The sequence below is a fragment of the Photobacterium malacitanum genome, assembly GCF_900185615.1.
Classification (GTDB): domain Bacteria; phylum Pseudomonadota; class Gammaproteobacteria; order Enterobacterales; family Vibrionaceae; genus Photobacterium; species Photobacterium malacitanum.
In genome coordinates, this window is the sequence record NZ_FYAK01000001.1 from 105,551 (window position 1) to 129,094 (window position 23,544).

Annotated in this window: 16 protein-coding genes and 1 riboswitch; of the genes, 5 read left to right on the forward strand and 11 right to left on the reverse strand. The window is 39.9% G+C overall.

Features of this window, described 5'->3' with window-relative positions; all coding sequences use genetic code 11:
• Positions 1 to 3 precede the first annotated feature (3 nt).
• The 4 genes from PMAL9190_RS00525 to torC form a co-directional block, all read right to left on the reverse strand.
• Positions 4 to 1,140 carry a hydrogenase small subunit gene (locus PMAL9190_RS00525; protein ID WP_065168551.1) on the reverse strand — a complete coding sequence of 379 codons (1,137 nt, stop codon included), beginning with the start codon at positions 1,138 to 1,140 and terminating at the stop codon, positions 4 to 6.
• Positions 1,141 to 1,581: 441 nt separating this feature from the next.
• Entirely contained in the window at positions 1,582 to 2,229 is a 648-nt protein-coding gene (gene torD, locus PMAL9190_RS00530) for a molecular chaperone TorD (RefSeq protein WP_087843433.1), read from the reverse strand.
• 152 nt (positions 2,230 to 2,381) lie between these two features.
• Positions 2,382 to 4,910, reverse strand: a complete 2,529-nt coding sequence (gene torA / locus PMAL9190_RS00535) for a trimethylamine-N-oxide reductase TorA (protein WP_087843434.1) — start codon at positions 4,908 to 4,910, stop codon at positions 2,382 to 2,384.
• Between the two features lie 93 nt (positions 4,911 to 5,003).
• Positions 5,004 to 6,170, reverse strand: a complete 1,167-nt coding sequence (gene torC, locus PMAL9190_RS00540) for a pentaheme c-type cytochrome TorC (protein ID WP_087843435.1) — start codon at positions 6,168 to 6,170, stop codon at positions 5,004 to 5,006.
• A gap of 199 nt (positions 6,171 to 6,369) precedes the next feature.
• Here torC and torR point away from each other — a divergent pair, with 199 nt between their 5' ends.
• Positions 6,370 to 7,083 carry a two-component system response regulator TorR gene (gene torR / locus PMAL9190_RS00545; RefSeq protein ID WP_005368225.1) on the forward strand — a complete coding sequence of 238 codons (714 nt, stop codon included), beginning with the start codon at positions 6,370 to 6,372 and terminating at the stop codon, positions 7,081 to 7,083.
• A 576-nt stretch (positions 7,084 to 7,659) separates the two neighbouring features.
• Here torR and panP read toward each other — a convergent pair.
• Both panP and PMAL9190_RS00555 read right to left on the reverse strand, forming a co-directional pair.
• A complete protein-coding gene (panP, locus tag PMAL9190_RS00550; protein WP_087843436.1) occupies positions 7,660 to 9,324 on the reverse strand; it encodes a pyridoxal-dependent aspartate 1-decarboxylase PanP in 1,665 nt (554 codons plus the stop codon).
• A gap of 162 nt (positions 9,325 to 9,486) precedes the next feature.
• Positions 9,487 to 10,479 carry a DUF2860 domain-containing protein gene (locus PMAL9190_RS00555; RefSeq protein WP_087843437.1) on the reverse strand — a complete coding sequence of 331 codons (993 nt, stop codon included), beginning with the start codon at positions 10,477 to 10,479 and terminating at the stop codon, positions 9,487 to 9,489.
• Positions 10,480 to 10,894: 415 nt separating this feature from the next.
• Here PMAL9190_RS00555 and PMAL9190_RS00560 point away from each other — a divergent pair, with 415 nt between their 5' ends.
• Positions 10,895 to 12,109, forward strand: coding sequence for a patatin-like phospholipase family protein (locus PMAL9190_RS00560; protein ID WP_087843438.1), 1,215 nt, complete (start codon positions 10,895 to 10,897; stop codon positions 12,107 to 12,109).
• A 92-nt stretch (positions 12,110 to 12,201) separates the two neighbouring features.
• Here PMAL9190_RS00560 and PMAL9190_RS00565 read toward each other — a convergent pair whose 3' ends face one another.
• The 5 genes from PMAL9190_RS00565 to PMAL9190_RS00585 all read right to left on the reverse strand — a co-directional run bounded on the left by PMAL9190_RS00565 (position 12,202) and on the right by PMAL9190_RS00585 (position 19,222).
• Positions 12,202 to 14,652 carry a VolA/Pla-1 family phospholipase gene (locus PMAL9190_RS00565; protein ID WP_087843439.1) on the reverse strand — a complete coding sequence of 817 codons (2,451 nt, stop codon included), beginning with the start codon at positions 14,650 to 14,652 and terminating at the stop codon, positions 12,202 to 12,204.
• A 34-nt stretch (positions 14,653 to 14,686) separates the two neighbouring features.
• Positions 14,687 to 15,916 (reverse strand): outer membrane protein transport protein, encoded by a 1,230-nt coding sequence (locus PMAL9190_RS00570; RefSeq protein ID WP_087843440.1) that lies wholly within the window; start codon positions 15,914 to 15,916, stop codon positions 14,687 to 14,689.
• Between the two features lie 351 nt (positions 15,917 to 16,267).
• Complete coding sequence (locus PMAL9190_RS00575; protein ID WP_087819894.1) at positions 16,268 to 17,176, reverse strand: manganese-dependent inorganic pyrophosphatase; 909 nt, start codon at positions 17,174 to 17,176, stop codon at positions 16,268 to 16,270.
• Between the two features lie 249 nt (positions 17,177 to 17,425).
• A complete protein-coding gene (locus PMAL9190_RS00580; RefSeq protein WP_087843441.1) occupies positions 17,426 to 18,427 on the reverse strand; it encodes a GGGtGRT protein in 1,002 nt (333 codons plus the stop codon).
• Positions 18,428 to 18,529: 102 nt separating this feature from the next.
• The gene (locus PMAL9190_RS00585; RefSeq protein WP_087843442.1) at positions 18,530 to 19,222 is read right to left on the reverse strand and encodes an iron-sulfur cluster assembly scaffold protein; all 693 of its coding nucleotides are present in this window, start codon (positions 19,220 to 19,222) and stop codon (positions 18,530 to 18,532) included.
• A gap of 212 nt (positions 19,223 to 19,434) precedes the next feature.
• Positions 19,435 to 19,509: riboswitch (Fluoride riboswitch) on the reverse strand.
• A 330-nt stretch (positions 19,510 to 19,839) separates the two neighbouring features.
• Here PMAL9190_RS00585 and PMAL9190_RS00590 point away from each other — a divergent pair.
• The 3 genes from PMAL9190_RS00590 (at position 19,840) to emrD (ending at position 23,520) form a co-directional block, all read left to right on the forward strand.
• Positions 19,840 to 21,117: an alpha/beta fold hydrolase gene (locus tag PMAL9190_RS00590; protein ID WP_087843443.1), complete on the forward strand. Its 1,278-nt coding sequence runs from the start codon at positions 19,840 to 19,842 to the stop codon at positions 21,115 to 21,117.
• 261 nt (positions 21,118 to 21,378) lie between these two features.
• Complete coding sequence (locus PMAL9190_RS00595; protein WP_087843444.1) at positions 21,379 to 21,975, forward strand: GTP cyclohydrolase II; 597 nt, start codon at positions 21,379 to 21,381, stop codon at positions 21,973 to 21,975.
• Positions 21,976 to 22,338: 363 nt separating this feature from the next.
• Positions 22,339 to 23,520, forward strand: coding sequence for a multidrug efflux MFS transporter EmrD (gene emrD, locus PMAL9190_RS00600; RefSeq protein WP_200813357.1), 1,182 nt, complete (start codon positions 22,339 to 22,341; stop codon positions 23,518 to 23,520).
• Positions 23,521 to 23,544: the final 24 nt, after the last annotated feature.

Here is a 23,544-nt window from a genome sequence, read left to right on the forward strand (position 1 = left end):
GAATTATTCCTCGACTTTCTTAGCAAAAATACTACTTACAGCATGGGCACCAATACCCACCGCAGTAACACCTAAAATAACAGCACCAATGGTATCGGCAGTGGCATCAAGACCATGCACTGGTTGGCGACTTAATGGCTTTTCAAAATCAGCCATGTCATCCCAGAAATCAGGCTCTGAACAACCGATGCAGCCATGACCTGCAAGTACTGGCCAACTAGTGTGAGCGTTAAAACGTTCAGTTGGACAGTTGTTATAGGTGTAAGGTCCTTTACAACCCATCTTGAATAAGCAGTAACCTTTTTTGGCATTATCATCACCAAACTCTGTTACAAACTCACCAGCATCAAAGTGACCGCGACGCTCACAGTTATCATGCACACGTGCGCCATATGCCCATTTAGGTCGGTTGAACATATCTAATGCAGGTAAGCGACCAAACATGATGTAGTACATTAATGTACCAGTAATATTGGCAGGGTTAGGTGGGCAGCCAGCAACATTGATAACAGGACGATCAATGACAGCACCGACACTTTTCGCACCAGTAGGGTTAGGACGCGCAGCTTGTACACCACCGTAAGATGAACATGTACCAACACAAATAACCGCTGCAGCATCGGCGGCAACGCGCTTAATTAGCGATAAACCTGTCTCTGCCTGGCTACCTAGAGTCAGAAAAGCACCATTATTAGCGGTAGGGACAGCACCTTCTGCAGCAAGTAGATATTTACCTTTGTACGCTTTCATGGCGTTATCAAGGTTTTCTTCTGCTTGATCACCAGCAGCTGCCATCAGTACTTCTTGGTATTCAAGCGAAACATGTTCAAATAATAACGCACTAATATCAGGTGTGGTGCTACGTACTAATGATTCAGAACAACCAGTACATTCAGCTAAGCTCAACCAGATAAGTGGGACACGATCTGAAAGCTCAGCGGCTTCTGCAACCATGGTACTAAAAGGTAAGGGTAGTGCCAGCAATGAAGTGATGGTCGCACTCCAGATCATAAAGTCACGACGTGTAATGCCATTTTTTTCTAATTTTTTTTGGAAAGATCCCTCACGAAGAGGTTTCGTTTTTCGAAGCTCAGCAAGACGTTTCTGGCCGAGTTCAAAAAGGGCTGCATGCGAGTCCATCTATCAACCTTTTTAGCTATGATTAAATATACCTTATTGGTATTGCCTTAAGATTTTATGATTTAAATTAATACAATTTGTTGATCTGAATCAGATTTTAAAATTTTGTATGACAATATAAAAAATCAAAAATGAGGCTATGCATAAAACAGAAAATGTTAATGAGAAAGACTATTATTTCAGTGTGTTATAGTGATTGTTAACGAATTAACCCCATGAAAATAAATGACTTATTATTTGAAGGGCAAAGAACGTGATGGACAATATTGTGCGTAGTTATGCAACATAAAATGGCATGAAAATATAAATATTTTGAAGGAATAGTTTGGCGCGATCTAAAATGAGAAATTTTTAGATTTCGCGTATAAAAAAGCCCTTATTAACCATAGTAATTATAGGGTAATAAGGGCGTTCAACGTTTATTTTTTGCTGCTAAAAGCGTTATTCACCCGCAAGAAATTTCTTATCTAGCATACAGAATGCAAGCAGTAAATTTGCAGCAGCCGCATAGAAACCAAATTGGTCACGACGCTGACATTCTTCAGTAAATAGCGGTAACCAGTTTAGTAACATGGTATCGATGAATGACAACTGTGACTGCATTAATGCTTCACGCTGTTCTTCTGTTTGTTGCTGGTTACCCATGATAATGAGATTACCCATGAAGTCTAATTCAATCGCCAGGTGATCGGCTGGCTCATTAAAATCTTTATGTTGTGTAATATCAAAAGAAGCCATCAGTTCATGCATATCTTGAGCGGGTTTGTCGTTTAATAAACCCGTTGTGCCAACATACATTGATGCGTAAGGTAGCGCACCTGATTTAGGCGTACTTAGAAATAGACCGCAAAAGTCAGCAGCAAGTTCTAACTGTTCGTCACTACGAGCATGGGATTTTTTAATCGCAGCACGGAAGTTATCCACTGGTGCTTTTAATTCTTCCGTCATACCAAGACCAGACAGAAACGTATACATCTCACCGCCATGATATTCATGTAAATCTGCATCAGTTAATTCGCGGGCGAAAAGTGATGACATCCACCAGTAGATTTCAGCACGTTGTTCGTTGAATGCGATAAATTCTTGCATGGTCACTCCAGACATAAAACATATTCAAATAAAGCAATTAGGCAGAGTATACCTAAGGGTTATTAGAATAGGTTCTAAAAAATGAAATAAAGGCGATGAAATTATCGTTCATCGCCTTTATAGGTTAATTCACTATGCTAACAATGGATTAATTATTTATCCATTGCAGGGAATAGTGGGTCGATACCTTCTTCGTAGATAGGACCGTTAAAGCCTGTTACTGCATGAACTGGACCAGTGTATTTTTCAATCTGAACCAGTGCAGCCGCCGCAGATGTTGCTTGCGCTAGGCTTGAACTACCGATGTCTTCAGTCAGTACGTTTGGATCGCCGTAAGTACAGATAGTGCCTGCTTTACCGCCTTCTAATGGGCTGTACCATGCACCTTCTTGTAGACGACAAACACCTGGTAGGTAATCGTCAGTCACAACAGCACCTGCCATTACTTGGCCACGGTCGTTGAAAACACGCACGATATCACCAGATTTAATACCACGTGCCGCAGCATCTTCAGTGTTGATGAAGATAGGCTCACGGTCAGCTACAGCATAAGTTGCACGGAAATCCGTTGACGAACATAGCTGTGAGTGTAGGCGATCTTTCGGGTGCGTACTTTGCATATTAATCGGGAAACGATCAGAGCGAGGACCACCGTGGCTACGTTCTGTTTTCTCGAACCACATTGGGTGACCTTGACAGTCGTTGTAACCCATATCTGCAATAGTCTTACAGTAAATCTCAATCAAGCCTGATGCTGTACCTAGTGGCTCAAGATCGGGTTCGTTACGGAATGATTCGTGACGGATCCATTCTTTACCAGCAGGGAATTCAATGAAGCCTTCACCATCCCAGAATTTCTTGAAGTTAGGCATACGAACACCTAGACCACGACCTTGCAGACGCGCGCCGTTGTAGATTTCTTCAATCCACTCCATTTGCGTTTTACCGCCAGTGAATGCTTCTTCGCGGTTATAGCGAGAACATAATTCACTGAAGATTTCAAAGTCATCTTTAGACTCAAACATTGGTTCAACAATCTTACGCAGAGCAATAACACCTGCGTTAGAGTGGTTGCCGTATTGCTCGATATCGTTGCGCTCGTAAGTGGTTGTTGCAGGTAATACGATATCTGCAAAACGACACGTCGCTGTCCATTGGTGATCAATCGATACAACCGTTTGTAGCTTAGTCCACGCTTTGATCATCTTGTTACGATCTTGGTGGTGACCAAACGGGTTGTTACCACTGAAAATAGCCATCTTCATAAATGGATATTTGATCTTCTGACCGTTGTAATCGATGGTCTTGCCTGGGTTATCAATACAGTCAACAAAACGTGCAACTGGAATGAAAGTAGAGTAACCGTTGTATGAACCGCTATGAATTGGGTCAACACCTGTTACACCACTAAAGCCAGACATTAGTGGACCGTTAGAGGTGATAGAGCCCGCATCATTGTAGTGCCAGCCAAAGCCGAAACCACCACCTGGTAGACCGATTTGGCCCAACATTGCAGCAAGAACAACCAACATCCAAGCATACTGCTCGCCGTGTTGCATACGCTGTAGACACCAGCCACCAATGATCTGAGTACGGCCTTTAGCCATAGTGCGAGCAAGAGCGCGAATATCATCAGCTTTGATACCACAAATCTTTTCTGCCCACTCAGGGTTTTTAGTAATGACGTCAGTTTCGCCTAATACGTAAGGCATAAACTTATCAAGACCCGTTGTGTAATCAGCAACGAATTCTTTGTTGTATAAGTTTTCGGTGTATAGCGTATGTGCAATCGCTAGCATTAATGGTACGTCAGTCTGTGGGTTAACACGGATCTGCTCACCACCAACGGCTTTTTGAGTGCTAGAAACCACTGGATCGACGTAGATCACCTTGATTTCTTTGTTCTTCACTTTCTCTGCAAGTTGCTCATAGTATTTGTATGGGCTGTGGTCTGGTACTAACCAACCCACTTGCAGGTTTTTAATTGGGTCAGAAGCCCACATCACGATAGTGTCAGTGTGCTCAAGCACTAGCGGCCATGATGTTTGTTGTTCGTAAACTTCCATTGCACCAGCAACGTAAGGAAGAATTACTTGTGCAGCACCAGTAGAGTAGTCACCCATTTTACCTAGTGTTGTACCGTGAAGGCTAACACCACGCTTCATCATGGTACCTGCGTTATGCAGTTTACCTACTGACTGCCAACCTGTGTGACCTGCGTAAAGTGCGCTTGGACCAAAGTTGTTCTGTACGCGCTCCATTTCATGGTACATGAAGTCTAATGCTTGCGACCATGGCACACGTACAAAGCGGTTATTACCACGTTGGGTTGTATCTGACTTGTAGCCTTGCTTTAGCCAATCGATACGAATCATTGGGTACTTAACACGTGCTGGGTTATACACCACTTCACGTACCGCTTGAATCATATCAGTTGGGTTTTTATCTTTTTCAAACGGTGTGGTTTCAGTCCATACACCATTGACAACTTTAGCGCGGAAAGCACCCCAGTGAGAACCTGATAGTACTTCACCAGAGAAGCTTGCTTTCACTTCGTCAGCTGCCATTGCTTTGCGAGGAGCAAGCAGGCTAGTGCCAACAACTGACGCAGCACTTGCGACGGCAAGGCCAGAAAGAAAGCGGCGGCGTGAAATGCCTGTTTTATTAGTTTGAGTCGCCATAGTTGGAGAATCCTTAAACTTTAATTTTTATCGATGGGGCGGGGATAACAATTATCGCCCGCCTATCATTTAATCGTTTATTGGTGCGCTGGATTAATGCGCGCCAGCACCACCTGTATCGCTGCCGTGGTTCTGAAGATATTTAAGCAGAGTACGTTCTTCAGTCTTAGTCAGACGGTAGTAAGAGCTCATGGCTTTCAGACTTGCGATCCAGCCATTTGCAGTAAAATGGCCTGGGTCTGGCGCCGCGTGACAAGCGTTACATGTAGACGCGTACATATCTTCTGCATAGTTCCAGATTGGCTTGATACTATCAATCATGTCTGTCTTAGTGATCCAACCTTGAACACTGATGTTTTGCCATACAATGTTAGTTGCAGGATCAGTTTCTTCTTTAATGATTTTCTCGTTCGCTTTGATTTCGCCGCGGATAGTTGCCTTAAAGACACGTTTACCCATGTACTCAGTCATTACGCGACCTTTACCTGATTTCTCTAACCAGCCGTTTACTTCAACTTTTAGCATATCGCCTTTACGTTCAAGTACTGTAACTTCAGAAGCAGGTAGTAATTTACCTTCTGATTTACCTTTTGGATCATCAGTTGCAAAGATATCTTTTTCGCCTAGAGAGTAAAGCTTCTCTGCTGTTGCACCTTGAGTCGTTGCTTCAGCTTGTAGGTTTTGGAAATCTTTCTGGAAACCGCCAGCCATGTTTGGTAGTTCGTGTGCAATACCTTTGTGACACTCAATACAGTTCATGTCTTTCGCGGCAGCTTCAGTCATTGCAGTTGCTGCTTCTGGAGACTGTTTAGCGTGATCCATTGCAGAATAGTTGTGACAGCTCTTACACGTTTTAGAGTTGCTGTCAGACATACGCTTCCAAACAATCTGAGCTAGCTCTAGGCGGTGCTCTTCAAATTTTTCAGGTGTATCGATTTTCTTAGTAACGTATTGGTTGTATACATCTTTCCAAGCGCCTAATTTACGCTCTAGCTTACCAGGGAAATCTTTAGGCTGATGACAGTCAACACATTCAGCACGAACACCAGAAGCATTTTTGAAGTGTACAGACTGCTTATATTCTTCGTAGTTCTGTTGCATGGTATGACAGCCAATACAGAATTCAGTCTGAGAGGCATGTTCAAAACCTTTGTGGACGGCAACAACACCAGCCAGAGTGATACCTATACCGACAAGAACAAGCGCAAGAATAGAATACTTGCTGCTTGGCTTCGTCAACATCTGCCAAATTTTTTTCATTTTGAAAGATTCCATTTAAAAAGAATGCACACCGTAGGGTACGGTGACGGTTAAAATTTTATGGGGTAATCTTATTGTCACGATATGAATAAGGTTAACGCTACGAATGAATAGCAAAGGCATAGTTATGACAAATTGTGAATGGTCTTAGTTTGTGCTACCGTTCAGTTAGAAAGCCAAAAACTAAAAAGAGAACGACATGACCCATCACGTACTTGTTGTAGAAGATGAAATTGTTACCCGCACAAAATTGGTTGGGTATTTTGAGAACGAAGGATACAAGGTTAGCCAAGCAGACAGTGGCGCACAGATGCGCGAGATTATGGCAACGGAAAAAATTGACCTTGTAATGCTAGATATTAACCTGCCAGGTGAAGATGGTTTAATGCTAACTCGTGAGCTGCGTAGTCGCTCTGAAGTTGGCATTATTTTAGTCACAGGGCGTACTGATAGTATCGATAGAATTGTCGGTTTAGAGATGGGCGCAGACGACTATGTTACTAAGCCTTTTGAACTGCGTGAACTGTTAGTTAGAGTGAAAAACTTGTTATGGCGCATGACCTTAGTAGAAAAAGCGCGTGATGAGACTATGGTTGAAATGCAGGAAGATAACATCATTCGTTTTGGTGAGTGGCAGTTTGATATTAACAAGCGCGCACTGACTCATAACGGCCTGCCTGTGAAGTTAACTAAAGCTGAATATGAGCTGTTAGTTGCCTTCTCATCACACCCTAATGTAGTGCTTAGCCGTGAGCGTATTTTGAACATGTTAAGCCATCGAGTTGAAGCACCAAATGACAGAACCATCGATGTTTTAATCCGTCGTATGCGTTCGAAAATGGAACTAGATCCAAAGAATCCACAGATTTTTGTTACCGTTCACGGCGAAGGTTATATGTTTGCTGGGGACTAATTAATGTCGATATTGAGTTGCTATCGTTGAATTGTTAACAAATATTTATGACATAAATTGACATAAAAATGCCCTATTTAAAGCAAATAGGGCATTTTTTTTGGGTTTCAGGTAAGCCATTTTTTGATTTAAATCATGATTTTGCGAGATATTTTTTTGGGTCAAAAAGGAACAAAATGCATTATTGAGAATCATTATTAATAACGAGTAGTTTTTGTAACTATGTGGTAACAATATTTGTGGTAGGCATTATCTTTTATGGAGCAAATCAATAACGACAACCTTGAAAAATGAAATCTTATGAACATGTATTTTGAGTAATATTCCCTTGAAAAATCGATTTTATACAAAAATCGATTTTTAAGTGGGTAATCGAATAAATATAGAGAAGGGTAAAAGGGACTATTTTATGGGGCTATTCATACTATAATCATCCACTGTTCATAGTTAGATCGCGAGTTATTCATAAAATAGTCATATATTGAATACCGTTTACCGTTCAGTTTAATGAAAGAAATAGGCAAAAAATGCGATATAAGCTAAATATTCGTAAAATAACGTATAGAAATAAAGGCGTTATATATCATTTTTTGTTCTTTTTTCTATTATTTGTTCAGTCAAATTAACGATTTCAGGCAGACTAATTGTACTTTGTTGCGCTAGTTGCTGCTGCTCACTCAATACATTTTCCAAAATGTCAGTGGTTGTGAGCGGGTTAGCTAGTACCACACGAAAGACCGTTGTTGGTTTACGTTGCCATTTTTCTGGAGTGATACGAGTACGTGATACAAACGATTTGCCAGATTCTCGCTGCCGTTTTTGAATAAATTGAGTGAGATCGTTTAATAGCTCTAATAGCTGATCTCGCTGCTCTGGTGTTGCTTGTAGTAATGCTTGTTGTGTTTTTGCTGGTACATAGCGATAAGTAAGCAAGCATAATTCTGGGTGAGTGACTAATTCAAACTCAGGGTGTTGTTCAATGCAATGAGCAAAGTAATGGGCTTTTTCGATACTATTATTGATCAACAATTCATAGCCAGGACGGCTAATAATATTCATGCTGGCATACAGAAGCATTGCCATTCCACTGCGCGAACCCTCAAGGGTATGACTCCCTAGATCTTTAGAGCCTTTACGAAGAATATATTCAGCATGATGTTCAATGGCCGTCATTAACTCTGGATTTTTAAATATCACCATGCCAGCTCCCATTGGAATATAGAGCTGTTTATGGGCATCAATGGTAATCGAATCGGCACGTTCGATCCCTTTAAGTAAATGCCGGTATTTATTTGACATTAATGTTGCACCACCCCAAGCGGCGTCAACATGAAAATGACACTGATGTTCTGCGGCAATGTCTGCGAGTTGATCAAGAGGATCAATATTGCCAGTCTCAGTAGTACCTGCAATGCCAATGATGGCAAAAGGTTTAATATTGTTACGCTTTAAATCTGTCAGTGTTGTTTGTAGAGCATCAAGATCAACCCGGTTATTATCATCGGTTTTAATTGCGATAAGACTGTCACGCCCTATACCTAATACATCTGCTGCTTTTTTAAGAGAGTAGTGACCACGCTCAGAGACTAAAATCGCAAGATCATCATAGCCATAATGTCGCATTGCGCGCAGTAGTCCTTGCTGACCAACGCCTGTAAATTCACCATCAGGTTGTAATGCGGCATTACGGGCAACCCAGAGTGCTGTAATGTTAGCGATGGTACCACCAGAACAAAAAGCCCCTAAAGAATGGTCGGCACTGTGCATCCATTGTTGATAGAAACTTTCATTTTGATTGAAGATTAACTTATGCAGCATACCCAATACTTGGCGCTCAAGTGGCGTAAACGCTTTTGAGGTTTCTATTTTTACTAAGTTTTGGTTAAGTGCAATCATGATTTTAGATAAAGGCATCATGAAGTAAGGCAGGGCAGAAGTCATGTGACCAATAAATGTCGGTGCTGCAGTATGGACAGATTGAGCCACTAATTTATTGAGCAATAATTGGGTATGATCAGAAACAAACGATGGAAGTTCAGGAATATTGGCGTTAGAGAAATCTTTTTCAATTTCTGCCAGCGGTTTTTCCGTGGCTGCGATATGGGTACGCAGAAACTCATTGAGATTTTCTGACAGTTCTTTTTCAATCAAGCCTAAGGTTGAATCCGGAGCTTCTGGTACAGTGAAAATGCGATGCAAGGATTCTAGAGATGCATCAGCAGTACGATTATTAGCCGCCATAATTTATTTAACGTTTCCATAACTTTGGCAAAGAGTGTTCAATCTAATCGATATTTTGATGGATGTCTCGAATTATTTCGGAATGGTTAAATTACAACCACTCCGAAATATAAGCCAGTTATTCACAATAAACTCAAGCAATAGCTATTAATTGCAACGTCATTAGAATTTATAGTTTAAGCCAGCACTGACTAAGACATCGTTACTGTCATAAAAGTTAATATTTGATTGGGTTGAGCTGTAACCAATCAGAGAAACTAAGCCCCAGTTTTTCCAATTAAAGGGTTGGTTATATTCATACGCTAAGAATGCACCAAACTTATTATCTTGTTGTTTTTTATTAAAAACGGGATGGGTGGCATCAAATAACGCTTTTTTGTAGCTTAGTGTAAACGCAAGGCTAGATTGAGGTAACAGTTGAATAATGGTTGCAGCTGCGCCATAAATATTATTGCTCATGGCACGACCATCAGCATCAATATTGGTGTAGTTGACCGCTGTGCGCAGAATTAAGCTACGGCTAAAAGGCTGAACAAATGTCCCTTCAGTATAAAGGACGTTAGCATTACGGTTAAGGGATGCTTTTTCATTATTGGTTAGATTTAGGAAAGGATCGTTGCCACTGTTCTCATGATCAACACTGAACTTACCGTAGGCAATTTGACCAGAAAAACGTGATCCACGAATATTATCCAGTTTGACGCTAAAGGCATTAATATTAGAGTTTGTTTTGCTGCGTTTTACACCTTGTAGGTAAGGGTCTTGCCATGTTTTTTGGCTTAATAAGCCTGGAATATAGCTGAGAGTGAGTGTTGAGGTATCGGCAAATTTTTGTCGGTATCCTGCTTCAATATGAAAACGGCCCAGTGCGATGTCTGAGCGGCTGGTACCAAAATAAAGTTGTTTGTCACCGCTATTAAAGGTGTAGTTTACGCTACCAATGGGGGCGACAAACATTTTAGTCTGATCATTACCATTATTATTTAAGTTTTCAGTCGTATGGTTATCACTATTAAATTGCGAATTTGATTTGTTGTAGCCAACCATTAAAGAAATTTCACCGCCAATACCTGGTGTCCAATCGACAGGTTTTGCCATCGCTGTCGTGGAAATGATTGTAGTAGCAATTAAGCTCACAGTGAGTAATGGTTTCATTTGGTTTCCTATAAATAAGCTACATATATATATGGTAGTACGCCATTTTATTGATGGCATCGCATGGATATATACAGTGCTAACAGTGTGATCAGAGTTATAATTATTGTAATTGATATTGATTTTCTGAACAATCTAACCATACAATTAGGTTAACAAAATGTTACAAATTAATAGGTGGTTAATGATGAATATTGAATTAAAAATAGCGCTAGTAACCGTAACGATTACGCTTTTTACACTGGCAAGTTATGGGCTAGTTGCTCTGCATGCGTAATACTAAAAGTAACCTAGATTAAATAATTATCATGAAATGTTATAAATAGTATTTTCTATAGGTATGCGTAGATTGTATATTCGATTCTCTTAGGTATATTAATGGTATGCTGTTAGGCATATTAAACAGGGAGAAGAGATGAATTATCTTCCATTTAGTTTGCGTGATTTCAATGATCAATCTATTGCTGATTTTTCGTCGATGATACACGCAGCCCCCCACAAAAAAATGGCGCTAATCGTTCAAGGTGGTGGTCAACGCGGTATCTTTTCTGCGGGTGTACTTGATAGTTTTCTTGAGCACCAATTTGATCCGTTTGAATTGTATATCGGTACCTCTGCAGGAGCGCTTAATTTATCTTCTTTTATTAGTCGCCAGCCTCGATTTGGTTATCATTTTATTCGTGATGTCTCGATGGATGATAAGTTTTTTAATCTTTATAAATATCTTAGTAAGCAACAGCCAATGAACCTTGATTGGGCGTTACAACAAGTATCTCCCTCAGGTTTGTATCCGTTAGATATTGCAACTGCGCGTAAAACACTAGCTCATCGCACCGCACTCGCGTGTGCGACCCGTAAAGACACCCTTCAAGACTATTATTTACCGATGTACCAACAAGATTGGAGTGAGGTCTTATTAGCAAGTTGTGCTATTCCGTTGCTTTATAATCAGCCTGTTAATATGAATGAACTGCAATGGGTGGATGGTGGTGTTAGTGCTGCAATTCCAGTAAAAGAAGCATGGCGGCGCGGGGCTGATTTAGTCGTGGTTATTCGTACTGAACCGCTAGAAGATAATCATGCTAATAGCAGTGGTAATGACGAACGAGGTATTTTTGATGATTGGCGTGAAAATATTGAAACGCAATTACCTTATTATATTGATAAGTTAAGCCTCAATGAATCGGTCGATAAAATAAAGAATATTCATCAAGAATTAAGTCAACGATTTGAACAATGGCGTCAAAATTACTGGGAAGATGAAATAACTGAGCAGCCAAATAATAATTATATCGATCAAGCTGTAGCTAAAAAGAGTTGGTTTTCACAGTTAAATATAGAGCGATTATTACAGATAACAGGGCAGGGAACTAATTCTGAAATATTAGAAATGCTAGCGCGTTATCATCGTACTTATCGAGATGTGAATGATTTTCTGACCAATCCACCTCAAGGGTTACAAGTCATTCAAATTGCGCCAGAGAAAACGCTAAACAGTAGTGCTTTATTAAGTAGTTATGAAGATTTAGAACTTGATTATCACCAAGGGCTGCAAATTGGTGAGCAGTTTATTCGCTCTTTTTCTCAGATACTTAATCAAAAAACCAGTTTGATGCAGCATTTACGCTAGAGTATGTTTATCTGCACTGAATCATAAAAGCCTTGATAACCAATGTGGAAATATAGATTCACTTGATTATCAAGGCTAGTTACTAGGCTGTCTTATTTATTTAAGAACGTTGTCATATCAGCCTGCATTTTTGATGTAGTTGCTTTTGATTCATCAACAGTAAAATTATCATTAGCCGTTGGTTGAGTCACTTCTAATAATGAAGTGTGACTGCCTGGTGTATATACTTTCCAACCTTTAGTAACATTATTTGGTGTTAACTCCAGTTGTTTAATTAAAGGCTCAGTACCCGTGAATGGCGAATAAGGTAAGTTATTTGGTGTAGTAATATTTGGTATCGTACTGTCACCAGTCACCATTTGCACCAATACTGGAACCGCCGCTGGAATACCTTTAGCAAGGTTAATCGGGTCAACAGGATCCATTACAGTTTGTGCTGCATAGGCAAACTTAACGTAACTATCGGTCCATTGAGCAAATAAACTCGGATTATTTTGTTTAATCGCGCTAATGTTATTAACGTAACACTTATTCAAATCTTTATTGTTATCGTCCTGAGCTTTATAGCAAACATTGAGTGCTTGTAGAAATTTGCCTGTTTCAATCACTTCAGGGGTTATTTGAGTCGGGTTTGATACCGTAGTTTGTAAAATACCTGCTTTTAAAAGCCCACCAAAACTACCTGAGTTTAATAGTAGGTAGGGGATCTCTGCACCTGGGTTTGCCAATGCGAGTTTATTGATAGCAAAGTATTGTTTATCAAATGCAGGGTTCATTGTTGGACGATTAGCAATATTACCAACATTGGTACCAACAATTGCACCTAATGAATGGCCTGTAAAATTAACACCGCTATTGGGATTTAACATCTCTAATGGTGAAACAGGATTGAGATCTTGGTTATTTTGTTGTTGTTGCTGAATATGAGCAAACAATGAGCCAATAGAAGCACGGAGGTTGACCACATCAATCGTACTTTGGCGTAAGTTATCTCGTGCAACGGTTAAATCTTGTAAGTTCAGATAGATAGATGGATCTGAGGAAGCATTCTCGTATTTTGTATTGCCATTTGCATCAATAAGATGAATACCGCGGTCTTCACCATGAAGAGGCTGGTTGATGGCAAAAATAGCGCGGCATTGATCGCCAATTAATGTTTCGGCTAAAGACGGTAAACCATCACTGTGTGCGGTTAATACACTTTTATTCGAAGTAATACCATGCTGGAAGATAGTAACATCGTTAGCACCAAGTGCTTGGCATTTTTTGTTACTTGGTAGTACTAAAGTATAATCAATAGTTTGTACTGATTTTAGCTCAGGAACAGCGCTGTAACGAGTGATTAAACGCTCAGGATCCAGTTGGTTACCATTGGCTAAATACAGTGTTTTTCCCATTAACTTAGTTAATACTTCAACTTGTTTTTGTGGGTTAGTCGCAACTTGCGCCATGTCTTGTAGTGATACATTCGCTGCTGCTAACTGGTTTAAAATGGTCGCTTTATCGGCATTACTACCATTAGTTAACACATATTTAATTTTAGCGAGGCTAGGCATACCACTTTGCCAAGGGGTATTCATGAACTTGTTTGGTTGAATATCTAAGTAATAAGGTAAAGAAAGTTTACCGTGATAGATACGGACATTACTTGTACCATTTACTTTATTGTTATCTTCAACTTCTATTGGCTGCGAGAAGGTAAACAGTTTATCAAGTTGTGCTGATGTAACGGTTGGTGCAATAGCAGAGCCTTTCCAGACGGTATTTGCGCCGTTCTGCAGTGCCTCTTCAGTTGCCATTTTGGCAGCAAATAGCACATCACCAGATGATAACGTTGTAAACCATGAAGAGAAGATAATATCGCGCTTTTGTACAATACCGTGAAAAGCTTCTTCAGTGGCATGAGTGATCTTTTGCGCAGGTAATAATGCTGGTGCTGGTGGTAACTTATCTGACTTCAGTAAGGCATACGAATTGCTCGTACCAACAGCTTGGCCATTAACGTCTTTAAGAGCGTCAGTAACAGCAAACATGTAGTTACTTGCCGGATCTAATGGCTTAAGCAGGATCACAATTAAACTGTGACCAGAGACTTGAAGAGTAAAATCTCCATTTTGCTGAGATAATAGAGTTGGCTTTGTTGTATCGTCAGGGTTAGTTGGATCACCTGATTTAATTAAATAAAAGCTATTTTCTGCCGGTGATTTATCGAGTTCCTTACCGGTAAAATTAATGGTGATCGGCTGAGTGGTACTCCAACCATCAGTTTGACCCATAGCGACTAATGGATCTGAAGTATTGGTTTTATCTTTAGCCATTGCTTCTGTTGCAAGGGTACCATTTTGCACATCCATTGCTAAATATGTCGGTAGTACGAGTTTTTTATCTTTGGCTAGTAGATCAAAATTTACCTTTGTTTCAGCTTTTAAACTTGCTGCAATATTAGGATCAATCGGTGATTGATTCTCTAAACTTCCGTTACCTTTACATGCTATTAAAGTTAACGCAGAGGTAACTAATAATGCGATAGAACGTATTTTCATAGTGATTCCTAATGATTTTATAGTTTATTTCGCATTAAAAGCGGTAATTAACTTGGGCGGCGGCTAGGTAAGCTTTACCTGATGACGTTAAGCTATCTTTCTCACCGACGGGTGTTTGCTCGATGAAATCAGCTTTTTTACTGTGAATATAAGTCACACCAAGATCAACAGAAAGTGCAGGGCTGTAATGGTAAGTTGCACCTGCTGAATACCAATAACGGTCGGTATCTGGAATACTCAGTGTTGCTTGTCCCGCTTGCTGATCAATGGCAAAGCCATAGCGTAATGTCCAAGTTGGATTGAGGGTATAGGTTGTACCTACGGCCCAACGATAAGTATCTTTAAAGTTTTCTTTCTTAACAAAACAGCTGCCGTTAGCACATTCAGAACTGGTCGCTTTAATTTGTTTGAATTTATTGTATTGCGTCCATTGGACACTATAGCTAATAGCCCATTGTGGGTTTAGCTGGTGGAAGCCTGAAAACTCAGCAATCGCTGGCAGTGGTAGCTTAAGGTTTGCTGCAACAGTTTGATTGGGTTTGGATGTTGCTTGGCCCAAGTAGTCAGTAAAATGGCCATTAAAATTGAGATCGACTTGTGAGCGGTAGCTTAATCCAAAACGGTTGTTATTATCGAGTTCATATAACGCACCAATATTCCAACCCCAGCCCCAACTTGTGCCTTTCATATCGATAAGATTATGGCTTGGTGCGGCGTAAGATAAAGAGCCTAAACGACGGTTAAATTCTGCGGTGCCATAAACAAGGCTAACACCACCACCAATGCTTAATTGTGGCGATAAACGATAAGCAATATTAGGATTGAAGTTAACGGTTTCTAATGATGTTTTACCCGCTAAACTGCCTGCTTGCATTGCCTTTGGATAATCGGTTGTCACGCCATAATTACTGAAAATGGCTAAACCAACCGCGGTTTTGTCATTAAGCGGTTGGATGTAGTATGCCGCAGGAACAAAACTGATAGGTGAAATATCTTTTGCTGTTTCATTATGAGTGTGATCATCAATATCAATTGATGGGTTGATAACACTAGCAACACCTGAAACTTCAGCATTCTTAAAACGTGTCATTGCTGCGGGGTTACGCGCTAGAACAGCTGCCGTATCTGCGACAGCGGCATCACCTGCGTAAGCACGTCCAAGACCTGCTGCTGAATGTTCTGATACTTGATAGCCGGCGGCATACGCTTGGCTAGAAAGCAATGCTGTAATAATTAAGGCAATATTATTTTTATTAATGGACATTATGCTGTCTCTCTATAATTGCGAGTAGCTTCTTGCTGTTTCACCCGTCAATGACGGTGGGATTTTTAAGAGAGAGAAGTATAGTTATACCTCAAGGGAATAATAAGCAAAGATGAACAAATATCACAATAAAATGGTTTGTTTGGTTATACTTTGTTCATATTGGTGGTTTATAGATGAAGTTTGATTGATAAAACTGTTAAAGTATTTACTCTAATTTTGGCGATGTAAGCGATAAAGTTTTACATATTAGGCGACGTTTTCTGTATTTTAGTTAATGTTTACTGCGAATTTTGACCAAAAAAAAGGCCCTTTTAAAGGACCTTTATTCTCAATAATCGTGGTGATTATTTACTTTGCAAGTACTGTTTGTAGCCAAGGCCAGCCTTGCTTCTTACGGCTTAGCGTATTTTCCATCATTAATACGCCATCAGTCGCATGGGTATCAAGAATGTGATTCCAATCACCAGTGTAAAGTAGGCGTGTCGTGCTGGTTGTGATGTCTGTTAGCATCAATGCAGCCATACCAAGACCTTCTTCATCACAACGGCGCTGAAGATCGGCTTGAAGCTCTTCAATCATGCTATCAACTTGCTCAAGTGTCGCAAGTTCGATTTGACCAACAACAACGTCACGATCGTTGAAAGGGTAGCCTTTAAGGTCTTTCTCAACAAGTTGAGCTGCTGTTAAACCTGCGATATCAGTTTTAGCAATAAGAAGCGCTTTGATAAATGCTTCTAGATCTTGTACGTCAGCAATTTGAGCAAGCTCATGTACTGCATCTTTATCTTTTTGAGTACATGTTGGAGAAGCAAAGCCTACAGTATCAGATAGGATCGCTGACATCATAAGTACTGCTAGTTCACGAGTGATTTCATGACCTTCAATCTTGAATAAGTTGAATAGTACAGTACAAGTACAGCCTACAGGCCAGATCCATGCTTCCATTGGGTTAATTGTCATTACATCACCTAGGCGGTGGTGGTCAACAATACCTACAACTTCAGCTTCAGCTAGATCATCAGGTGCTTGAGCAAGATCTGAGTAGTCTACTAGCCATACTTTCTCGCCAGCAACGCTTGTACGTAGCTCAGGAGCTGTAACGCCAGCCATCTCAAGGATATGTAGTGTTTCACGGTTCATTTCACCTTGGCGAATTGCTGTCGCTTCAAGGCCACGAGCTTTAAGAAATGCTGTACAAACTAGTGCAGAACAAATGCTGTCACTATCTGGGTTTTTGTGACCTACAACTTGGATCATGATATTTCCTTTACTTTATCTGTAACAGCGCAGTGCTGTGTAACATATATAAGATTAACTTGATTCTTTATTGATTATACCCTGAAGACTGAGTGTTTTATAGGGATAAGCGTGATCAAGAACTTGGGATGGGGGAGGATTTTAGAGTATTTTGCAGAAATAACAATTAAGACAAACAAATAAAGGCGCGAGTGTCTAATCTCGCGCCTTTTTCGTTATTTGAAGATAAACTTTTTTATTTTACTGAGCTTATTTAGCTGCTTGCTCGATAGCAACAGCAACAGCAACAGTAGCACCAACCATTGGGTTGTTACCCATACCAATAAGACCCATCATTTCAACGTGAGCTGGTACAGATGAAGAACCTGCAAACTGAGCGTCAGAGTGCATACGACCCATAGTATCAGTAAGACCGTAAGAAGCTGGACCTGCAGCAACGTTATCAGGGTGAAGAGTACGACCAGTACCGCCGCCTGATGCTACTGAGAAGTAAGCTTTGCCTGCTTCTAGACGTTCTTTTTTGTACGTACCAGCAACAGGGTGTTGGAAACGTGTTGGGTTAGTTGAGTTACCAGTGATAGAGATATCAACATTTTCGCGGTGCATAATTGCAACGCCTTCACGTACATCATCAGAACCGTAACAGTTGATGTCACCACGTTGTGTTTGAGAGAAACGACGCTCAGAAACAACGTTTAATTCACCAGTAACGTAATCGAATTTAGTTTCAACGTAGTTAAAGCCGTTGATACGTGCGATTAGGTATGCAGCATCTTTACCAAGACCGTTAAGAATAACGCGTAGTGGGTTAGTACGTACTTTGTTAGCGTTTAGAGCAATTTTGATCGCACCTTCAGCTGCTGCAAATGATTCGTGACCTGCAAGGAATGCGAAACATTGTGTTTCGTTGCTTAGCAGACGAGCGCCTAGACGACCGTGACCAATACCTACTTGACGTTGATCAGCAACAGAACCAGGAATACAGAAAGCTTGTAGGCCTTGACCTAGGAATTCAGCAGCGTCAGCCGCTGTTTTTGCGCCTTCTTTAAGTGCAATAGCTGTACCTAAAACGTAAGCCCAAGATGCGTTTTCAAATGCGATAGGTTGTGTTTCTTTAACGATGTTGTATGCATCAACACCATTTTCATTACAGAAATCACGAGCTTCTTCTAGTGAAGCGAAACCGTACTGTTCTAGTACTGGAGTAATTTGTGCAATACGACGATCAAAACTTTCAAATAATGCAGCCATGATGGAGTGTCCTTTAATTCGGTAAAAACAATTTCAGTGACGCTGTAACTCTTAAGAAGTTAAAATAAACGCGTCATTTACTTGTGTGATATAGGTCTATGATTACTCGTGACGAGGATCGATAGTACGAACTGCTTCATCAAAGCGACCGTATTGACCCATTGCTTGTTCCATAGCTTCTGCTGCAGGAACACCTTTACCGATAGATTCCATCATCTTACCTACGTTTACAAAACGGTAGCCAATGATTTCGTCGTTGTCATCTAGTGCAATTTTAGTAACGTAACCTTCAGCCATCTCCATGTAGCGAGGGCCTTTTTCACGTGTACCGTAGTGTGTACCAACTTGGCTACGTAGACCTTTACCCAGATCTTCAAGACCAGCACCGATTGGTAAGCCATCTAAAGAGAATGCAGTTTGAGTACGGCCGTAAACGTACTGAAGGAAGATTTCACGCATTGCAACGTTGATAGCATCACACACAAGGTCAGTGTTTAATGCTTCAAGGATTGTTTTACCAGTGATGATTTCTGAAGCCATTGCTGCAGAGTGAGTCATACCAGAACAACCGATAGTTTCGATTAGTGCTTCTTCGATGATGCCGTTTTTAACGTTAAGTGTTAATTTCGCAGCACCTTGCTGTGGCGCACAAGCACCAACACCGTGGCTTACACCAGAAATAGCAATAACATCTTTAGGGCTAACCCAGCGACCTTCTACTGGAATTGGCGCTGACTCGTGCATTTGGCCACGAGAGATAGGACACATGTTTTGAACTTCACTTGAGTATTGCATTGCTCTGCCTCATAGACACCGCAGTTAGGCAATAAGATAATACAAAAGGTATGCATTAGCGTATTACTATTAGCAGTGTAGAATTGATAATTCGTTATCGTGCAGATAATGTGACGAGGACGATATACGTTAACAACGCGACGTGTTTGAAACCACAATATCGTTGGGTATTCAACAGAGAAATAACACGGTCCTCGACCATTAAAAGCCGAATGTTGTCAGACGTCATTATCCTTAAAGAAATTCGATAAGGCGGTTAAAGGAGGAACATCATCTCCCGCTATAAAAAGATAAATATCAAACGATTTTTATAGCAACAAAACTGATTTTATTATCTATTTTGCTAATGGAATAAATATACGCTTTTTTTTGTATTCAAGGTTATTTAAATTTTGGAAAAAAGATTTCAATTATGAAATCATTAACTGATAATTATTCTTATTATTAATTGGTATATTTCAAATATTACGCTATATATTTAACGTGTTGATATTTAGGTTTTTATTTCTTAGTTTGTTATATTCAAAAAACATATATAACAATATTGAGTTGAAATGTATTATTATTTAATCAATATTAAATGATAATTGTTTTTATTAAGTTATTGGAGAATATCATTGCAAGATTTTATTTATAGTGATCAACTTTGTTTTCGAAATATAAATATTAATGTTCCGGTTAATTATGAACAAATAACTGACGGTTCATTGACGATCTATGCACGAGAAGTCGTTCATAAATTAAACCGTGATAAAAATTTACCTTGGTTAGTATATTTGCAAGGCGGTCCAGGCTTTGCTGCACCACGACCAGATGCCAATAGTGGCTGGTTAAAAACAGCATTAAAATATTATCGTGTACTTTTACTTGATCAACGTGGTACTGGTGCTAGCAGTGCTATTACTCACCAAACGTTAGCGGCAAAATCGGCTCAGCAACAAGCTGAATACTTAACCCACTTTCGAGCTGATAATATTGTTCGAGATGCAGAGCAATTACGCCAGCATATGGGGATTAAACAGTGGGCATTATTAGGACAAAGTTTCGGCGGCTTTTGCGCATTACATTATTTGTCTTTTTATCCACAAAGCTTATCACGCGTTTTTATTACCGGTGGCATACCATCAATAACAGCAACCGCTGATGAAGTATATCAAGCGACTTATAAAAGAGTGGCTGATAAGAATAAAGCATTCTTTAAACGTTTTGCTGGCGCACAGCAACAGTGTAATGCGATTGCAGAGTATCTTTCAAACAATCAAACGTATTTGCCAAATGGACAATTATTCACAGTTGAGCAATTCCAGACATGGGGCATAGCATTAGGAGGAACAGGGGGGGATCTCGCGATGTATTATGCGTTAGAAGATGCATTTGTCGATGTCGAGGGACAACAACAATTGAGTTATAGCTTCCTTAATACCATGCTGAATCAGCAGAGTTATCAGACCAATCCTATTTATGCCATTTTGCATGAGTCGATATATTGTCAGCACCAAGCTTCTGAGTGGGCAGCTGAAAGGGTACGTTCTCAATATCCACAATATCAGTACCAAACGGGCAAAGATGTGAGTTTTACTGGTGAAATGGTGTATCCGTGGATGTTTGATCAAATGGCATGCCTACAACCATTACGTGAAGCTGCACATTTACTTGCACAAAAAAAGGATTGGCCGCAATTATATTGTCCGCAACAGTTAGCCAATAATAGCGTGCCCGTCGCCGCCGCAGTTTATGTTGAAGATATGTATGTTGAATACCAATATAGCTGTGAAACATTGGCATTATTAGCAAATGCTAAGTCATGGCAGACTAATCAATATGAACATAATGGCTTACGTATTGATGGTGAACATATTCTAGAGCAGCTTATTGCGTTAGCTGATACGCTTTAAAGCTAGATATAAAGCAAATAAGAAAGGTGCATTTATTTTATCACTTATTTGTGAAAATGCCGCTTATCGGTATAAAATGTTATAATATAACATTTATATTTGTGGCACTAAGTGGTAATGTAACGCATTCAAAATTGATGTGGATTAATGATCCTAAACGATTTTTGATATAGTTGTTGTTAGTACCCTAATTTCGGTATTATTTAGTCATAATCAAATGCCCCTTTATAGCAGGGACATGAAGCAGTGCTTAGGAAAAATATGGTAAATGTTAGGGCAAGAGTGCCTTTTAAAGTAGGTCTTAACAGCAATATCCCCGCAGAATTGCTTTCGTTCAATGGTCTTGAATCAGGCAAAGAGCACGTTGCTATTATTTTTAAAGGTGCAGATAAAACGCTAGCTCCTCTAGTTCGTATGCATTCTGAATGTTTAACGGGCGATGTGTTTCATTCTTCGCGTTGTGATTGTGGTGAGCAGCTTGATGAAACTATCGAAAAGATGGGCAGTGTTGGCGGCATTATCCTTTATTTACGCCAAGAAGGGCGTGGCATCGGTTTATATAATAAAATTGATGCTTATGAATTACAGAGCCAAGGTATGAATACCTATGAGGCTAATAACCATCTTGGGTTTGGTGATGACTTACGTGAATTCTCTGAAGCCGCTCAAATGTTGAGTGCGTTAGGGACAAATGAAATACGTTTAGTAACCAATAACCCTAAAAAGATTTGTGATTTAGAACAACACGGTATCAATATTATTGAAGTTGTTGGAACTAAAGCACATGTTAAAGATGGTAATGAAAATTATTTGAAAGTAAAGGCTTCACACGGTAAACACCGCTTAAAGTTTGACTAACTGTGATAGCTTTAAATAGCCCCGTAGTATTTTTATTATAAAAAATACTACGGTTTATTTTTGATTAAAAATGACGGTTATTCCTGCCATTTATTCAACATTAGTTTTTCTAATGCAATTGATAATAAACAATCGTGCGTGAAGGACAATATTCACTTGTTAGTTATTAAGCAGAAGATTACTATTTGCGCTGATTTTACAGGCATAGATACTATTTAAACGAACCCGCTTCGTATTTGATAGCAGAGATACTCTATTCTATATTTTTCTTCTTATTTAATATGTTGATTATTAATAATTAACTAACAATATTAATCTTTTTTGAGGGTGATGGTTGTGATTAAGCAATCTTCGGCTAATAATATGAGTAAATTATTACTATTACTCATTATTTTGGTTGCTGTCGGGCAAATGACACAAACAATGTATGTGCCAGCAATTCCTGACATGGCTACATTTTTCTCTGTTAAATCCGCATATTTACAAGCAGTAATGGCTGTATACCTTATTCCTTATGGGTTATCACAGTTTATTTATGGTCCATTATCTGATCGTATTGGCCGTCGCCCAGTGATTATTTCGGGTATGGTTATTTTTCTTATTGGTACTATTGGCACATTACTGTCATCAAATTTCCACTGGTTTTTAGTTGCGACTTTTATTCAAGGTTGTGGTACTGGTTGTAGTGGTGCAATGTGTCGTACAGTACCGCGTGATAGCTATGATGGTGATGATTTACACCAAGCGAATAGCTTAATTAGCATGGGGGTTATTTTATCTCCACTTATTGCTCCAGTGTTAGGTGGCTACCTTGCTAAACATTTAGGCTGGGAATCAGTTTACGGATTTCTGCTCGTGTTTGGTGCTGCTGTTACTGTTGCGATGATGAAATATTTTAGCGAAACATTACCACCAGAAAAACGTCATGCAGAGCGTGTGTTGGTGAGCTACCGTTACGTATTAGGTAACCGTCGTTTTCAAGGCTATGTTATTTGCTTAATCGCAACATTTGCAGGTATTGCCGTGTTTGAAGCATCGGCTGGTGTATTACTCGGTAGTGTCTTGAAGTTAGACCCAATCACTGTAAGTTGGTTATTTATTTTACCATTACCCGGCTATTTAGGTGGAGCATGGTTATCTGGCCGTTTAGTTCGACGTTTAGGTCTAAATCGTGTATTGGTTATCGGCATGATTGCATTGGTATTGGGTGCAGTGACGATTATCATTCCAGGCTTTGCTGGTTTAGTGACTGTTACGAGTTTGATTGGCGGCGCATTTTTGTACTTTATTGGTACTGGTATGCTAGCACCAGTTGCAACGACAGCAGCGGTACAACCTTTTCCAAATCATGCGGGAACGGCTGGCGCGGTACTTGGTGGCTTACAAAATGTTGGTGCTGGTGCTGCAACATTAGCAGCATCATTTATGAGTGCCCAAAGCCAATTTAGCTTAGGTGTTGTGATGACAGTAATGGCAATTATCGTAGTGATGAGTTTGTGGTGGATCCGTTACAGTAAACAAGATACGACAATTTTAGCTCGCTAATCGTTGTAATTGTTAGTCATACTA

Bases quoted from the DNA above. Each gene is read 5' to 3' on its own strand.
- panP (WP_087843436.1), bottom strand. From the start codon at position 9,324: ATGGCGGCTAATAATCGTACTGCTGATGCATCTCTAGAATCCTTGCAT.
- torD (WP_087843433.1), bottom strand. From the start codon at position 2,229: ATGCAAGAATTTATCGCATTCAACGAACAACGTGCTGAAATCTACTGG.
- PMAL9190_RS00570 (WP_087843440.1), bottom strand. From the start codon at position 15,916: ATGTCCATTAATAAAAATAATATTGCCTTAATTATTACAGCATTGCTT.
- PMAL9190_RS00525 (WP_065168551.1), bottom strand. From the start codon at position 1,140: ATGGACTCGCATGCAGCCCTTTTTGAACTCGGCCAGAAACGTCTTGCT.
- PMAL9190_RS00555 (WP_087843437.1), bottom strand. From the start codon at position 10,479: ATGAAACCATTACTCACTGTGAGCTTAATTGCTACTACAATCATTTCC.
- PMAL9190_RS00575 (WP_087819894.1), bottom strand. From the start codon at position 17,176: ATGATCCAAGTTGTAGGTCACAAAAACCCAGATAGTGACAGCATTTGT.
- PMAL9190_RS00595 (WP_087843444.1), top strand. From the start codon at position 21,379: ATGGTAAATGTTAGGGCAAGAGTGCCTTTTAAAGTAGGTCTTAACAGC.
- torA (WP_087843434.1), bottom strand. From the start codon at position 4,910: ATGGCGACTCAAACTAATAAAACAGGCATTTCACGCCGCCGCTTTCTT.
- torR (WP_005368225.1), top strand. From the start codon at position 6,370: ATGACCCATCACGTACTTGTTGTAGAAGATGAAATTGTTACCCGCACA.
- PMAL9190_RS00560 (WP_087843438.1), top strand. From the start codon at position 10,895: ATGAATTATCTTCCATTTAGTTTGCGTGATTTCAATGATCAATCTATT.
- PMAL9190_RS00585 (WP_087843442.1), bottom strand. From the start codon at position 19,222: ATGCAATACTCAAGTGAAGTTCAAAACATGTGTCCTATCTCTCGTGGC.
- PMAL9190_RS00580 (WP_087843441.1), bottom strand. From the start codon at position 18,427: ATGGCTGCATTATTTGAAAGTTTTGATCGTCGTATTGCACAAATTACT.
- emrD (WP_200813357.1), top strand. From the start codon at position 22,339: ATGAGTAAATTATTACTATTACTCATTATTTTGGTTGCTGTCGGGCAA.
- torC (WP_087843435.1), bottom strand. From the start codon at position 6,170: ATGAAAAAAATTTGGCAGATGTTGACGAAGCCAAGCAGCAAGTATTCT.
- PMAL9190_RS00565 (WP_087843439.1), bottom strand. From the start codon at position 14,652: ATGAAAATACGTTCTATCGCATTATTAGTTACCTCTGCGTTAACTTTA.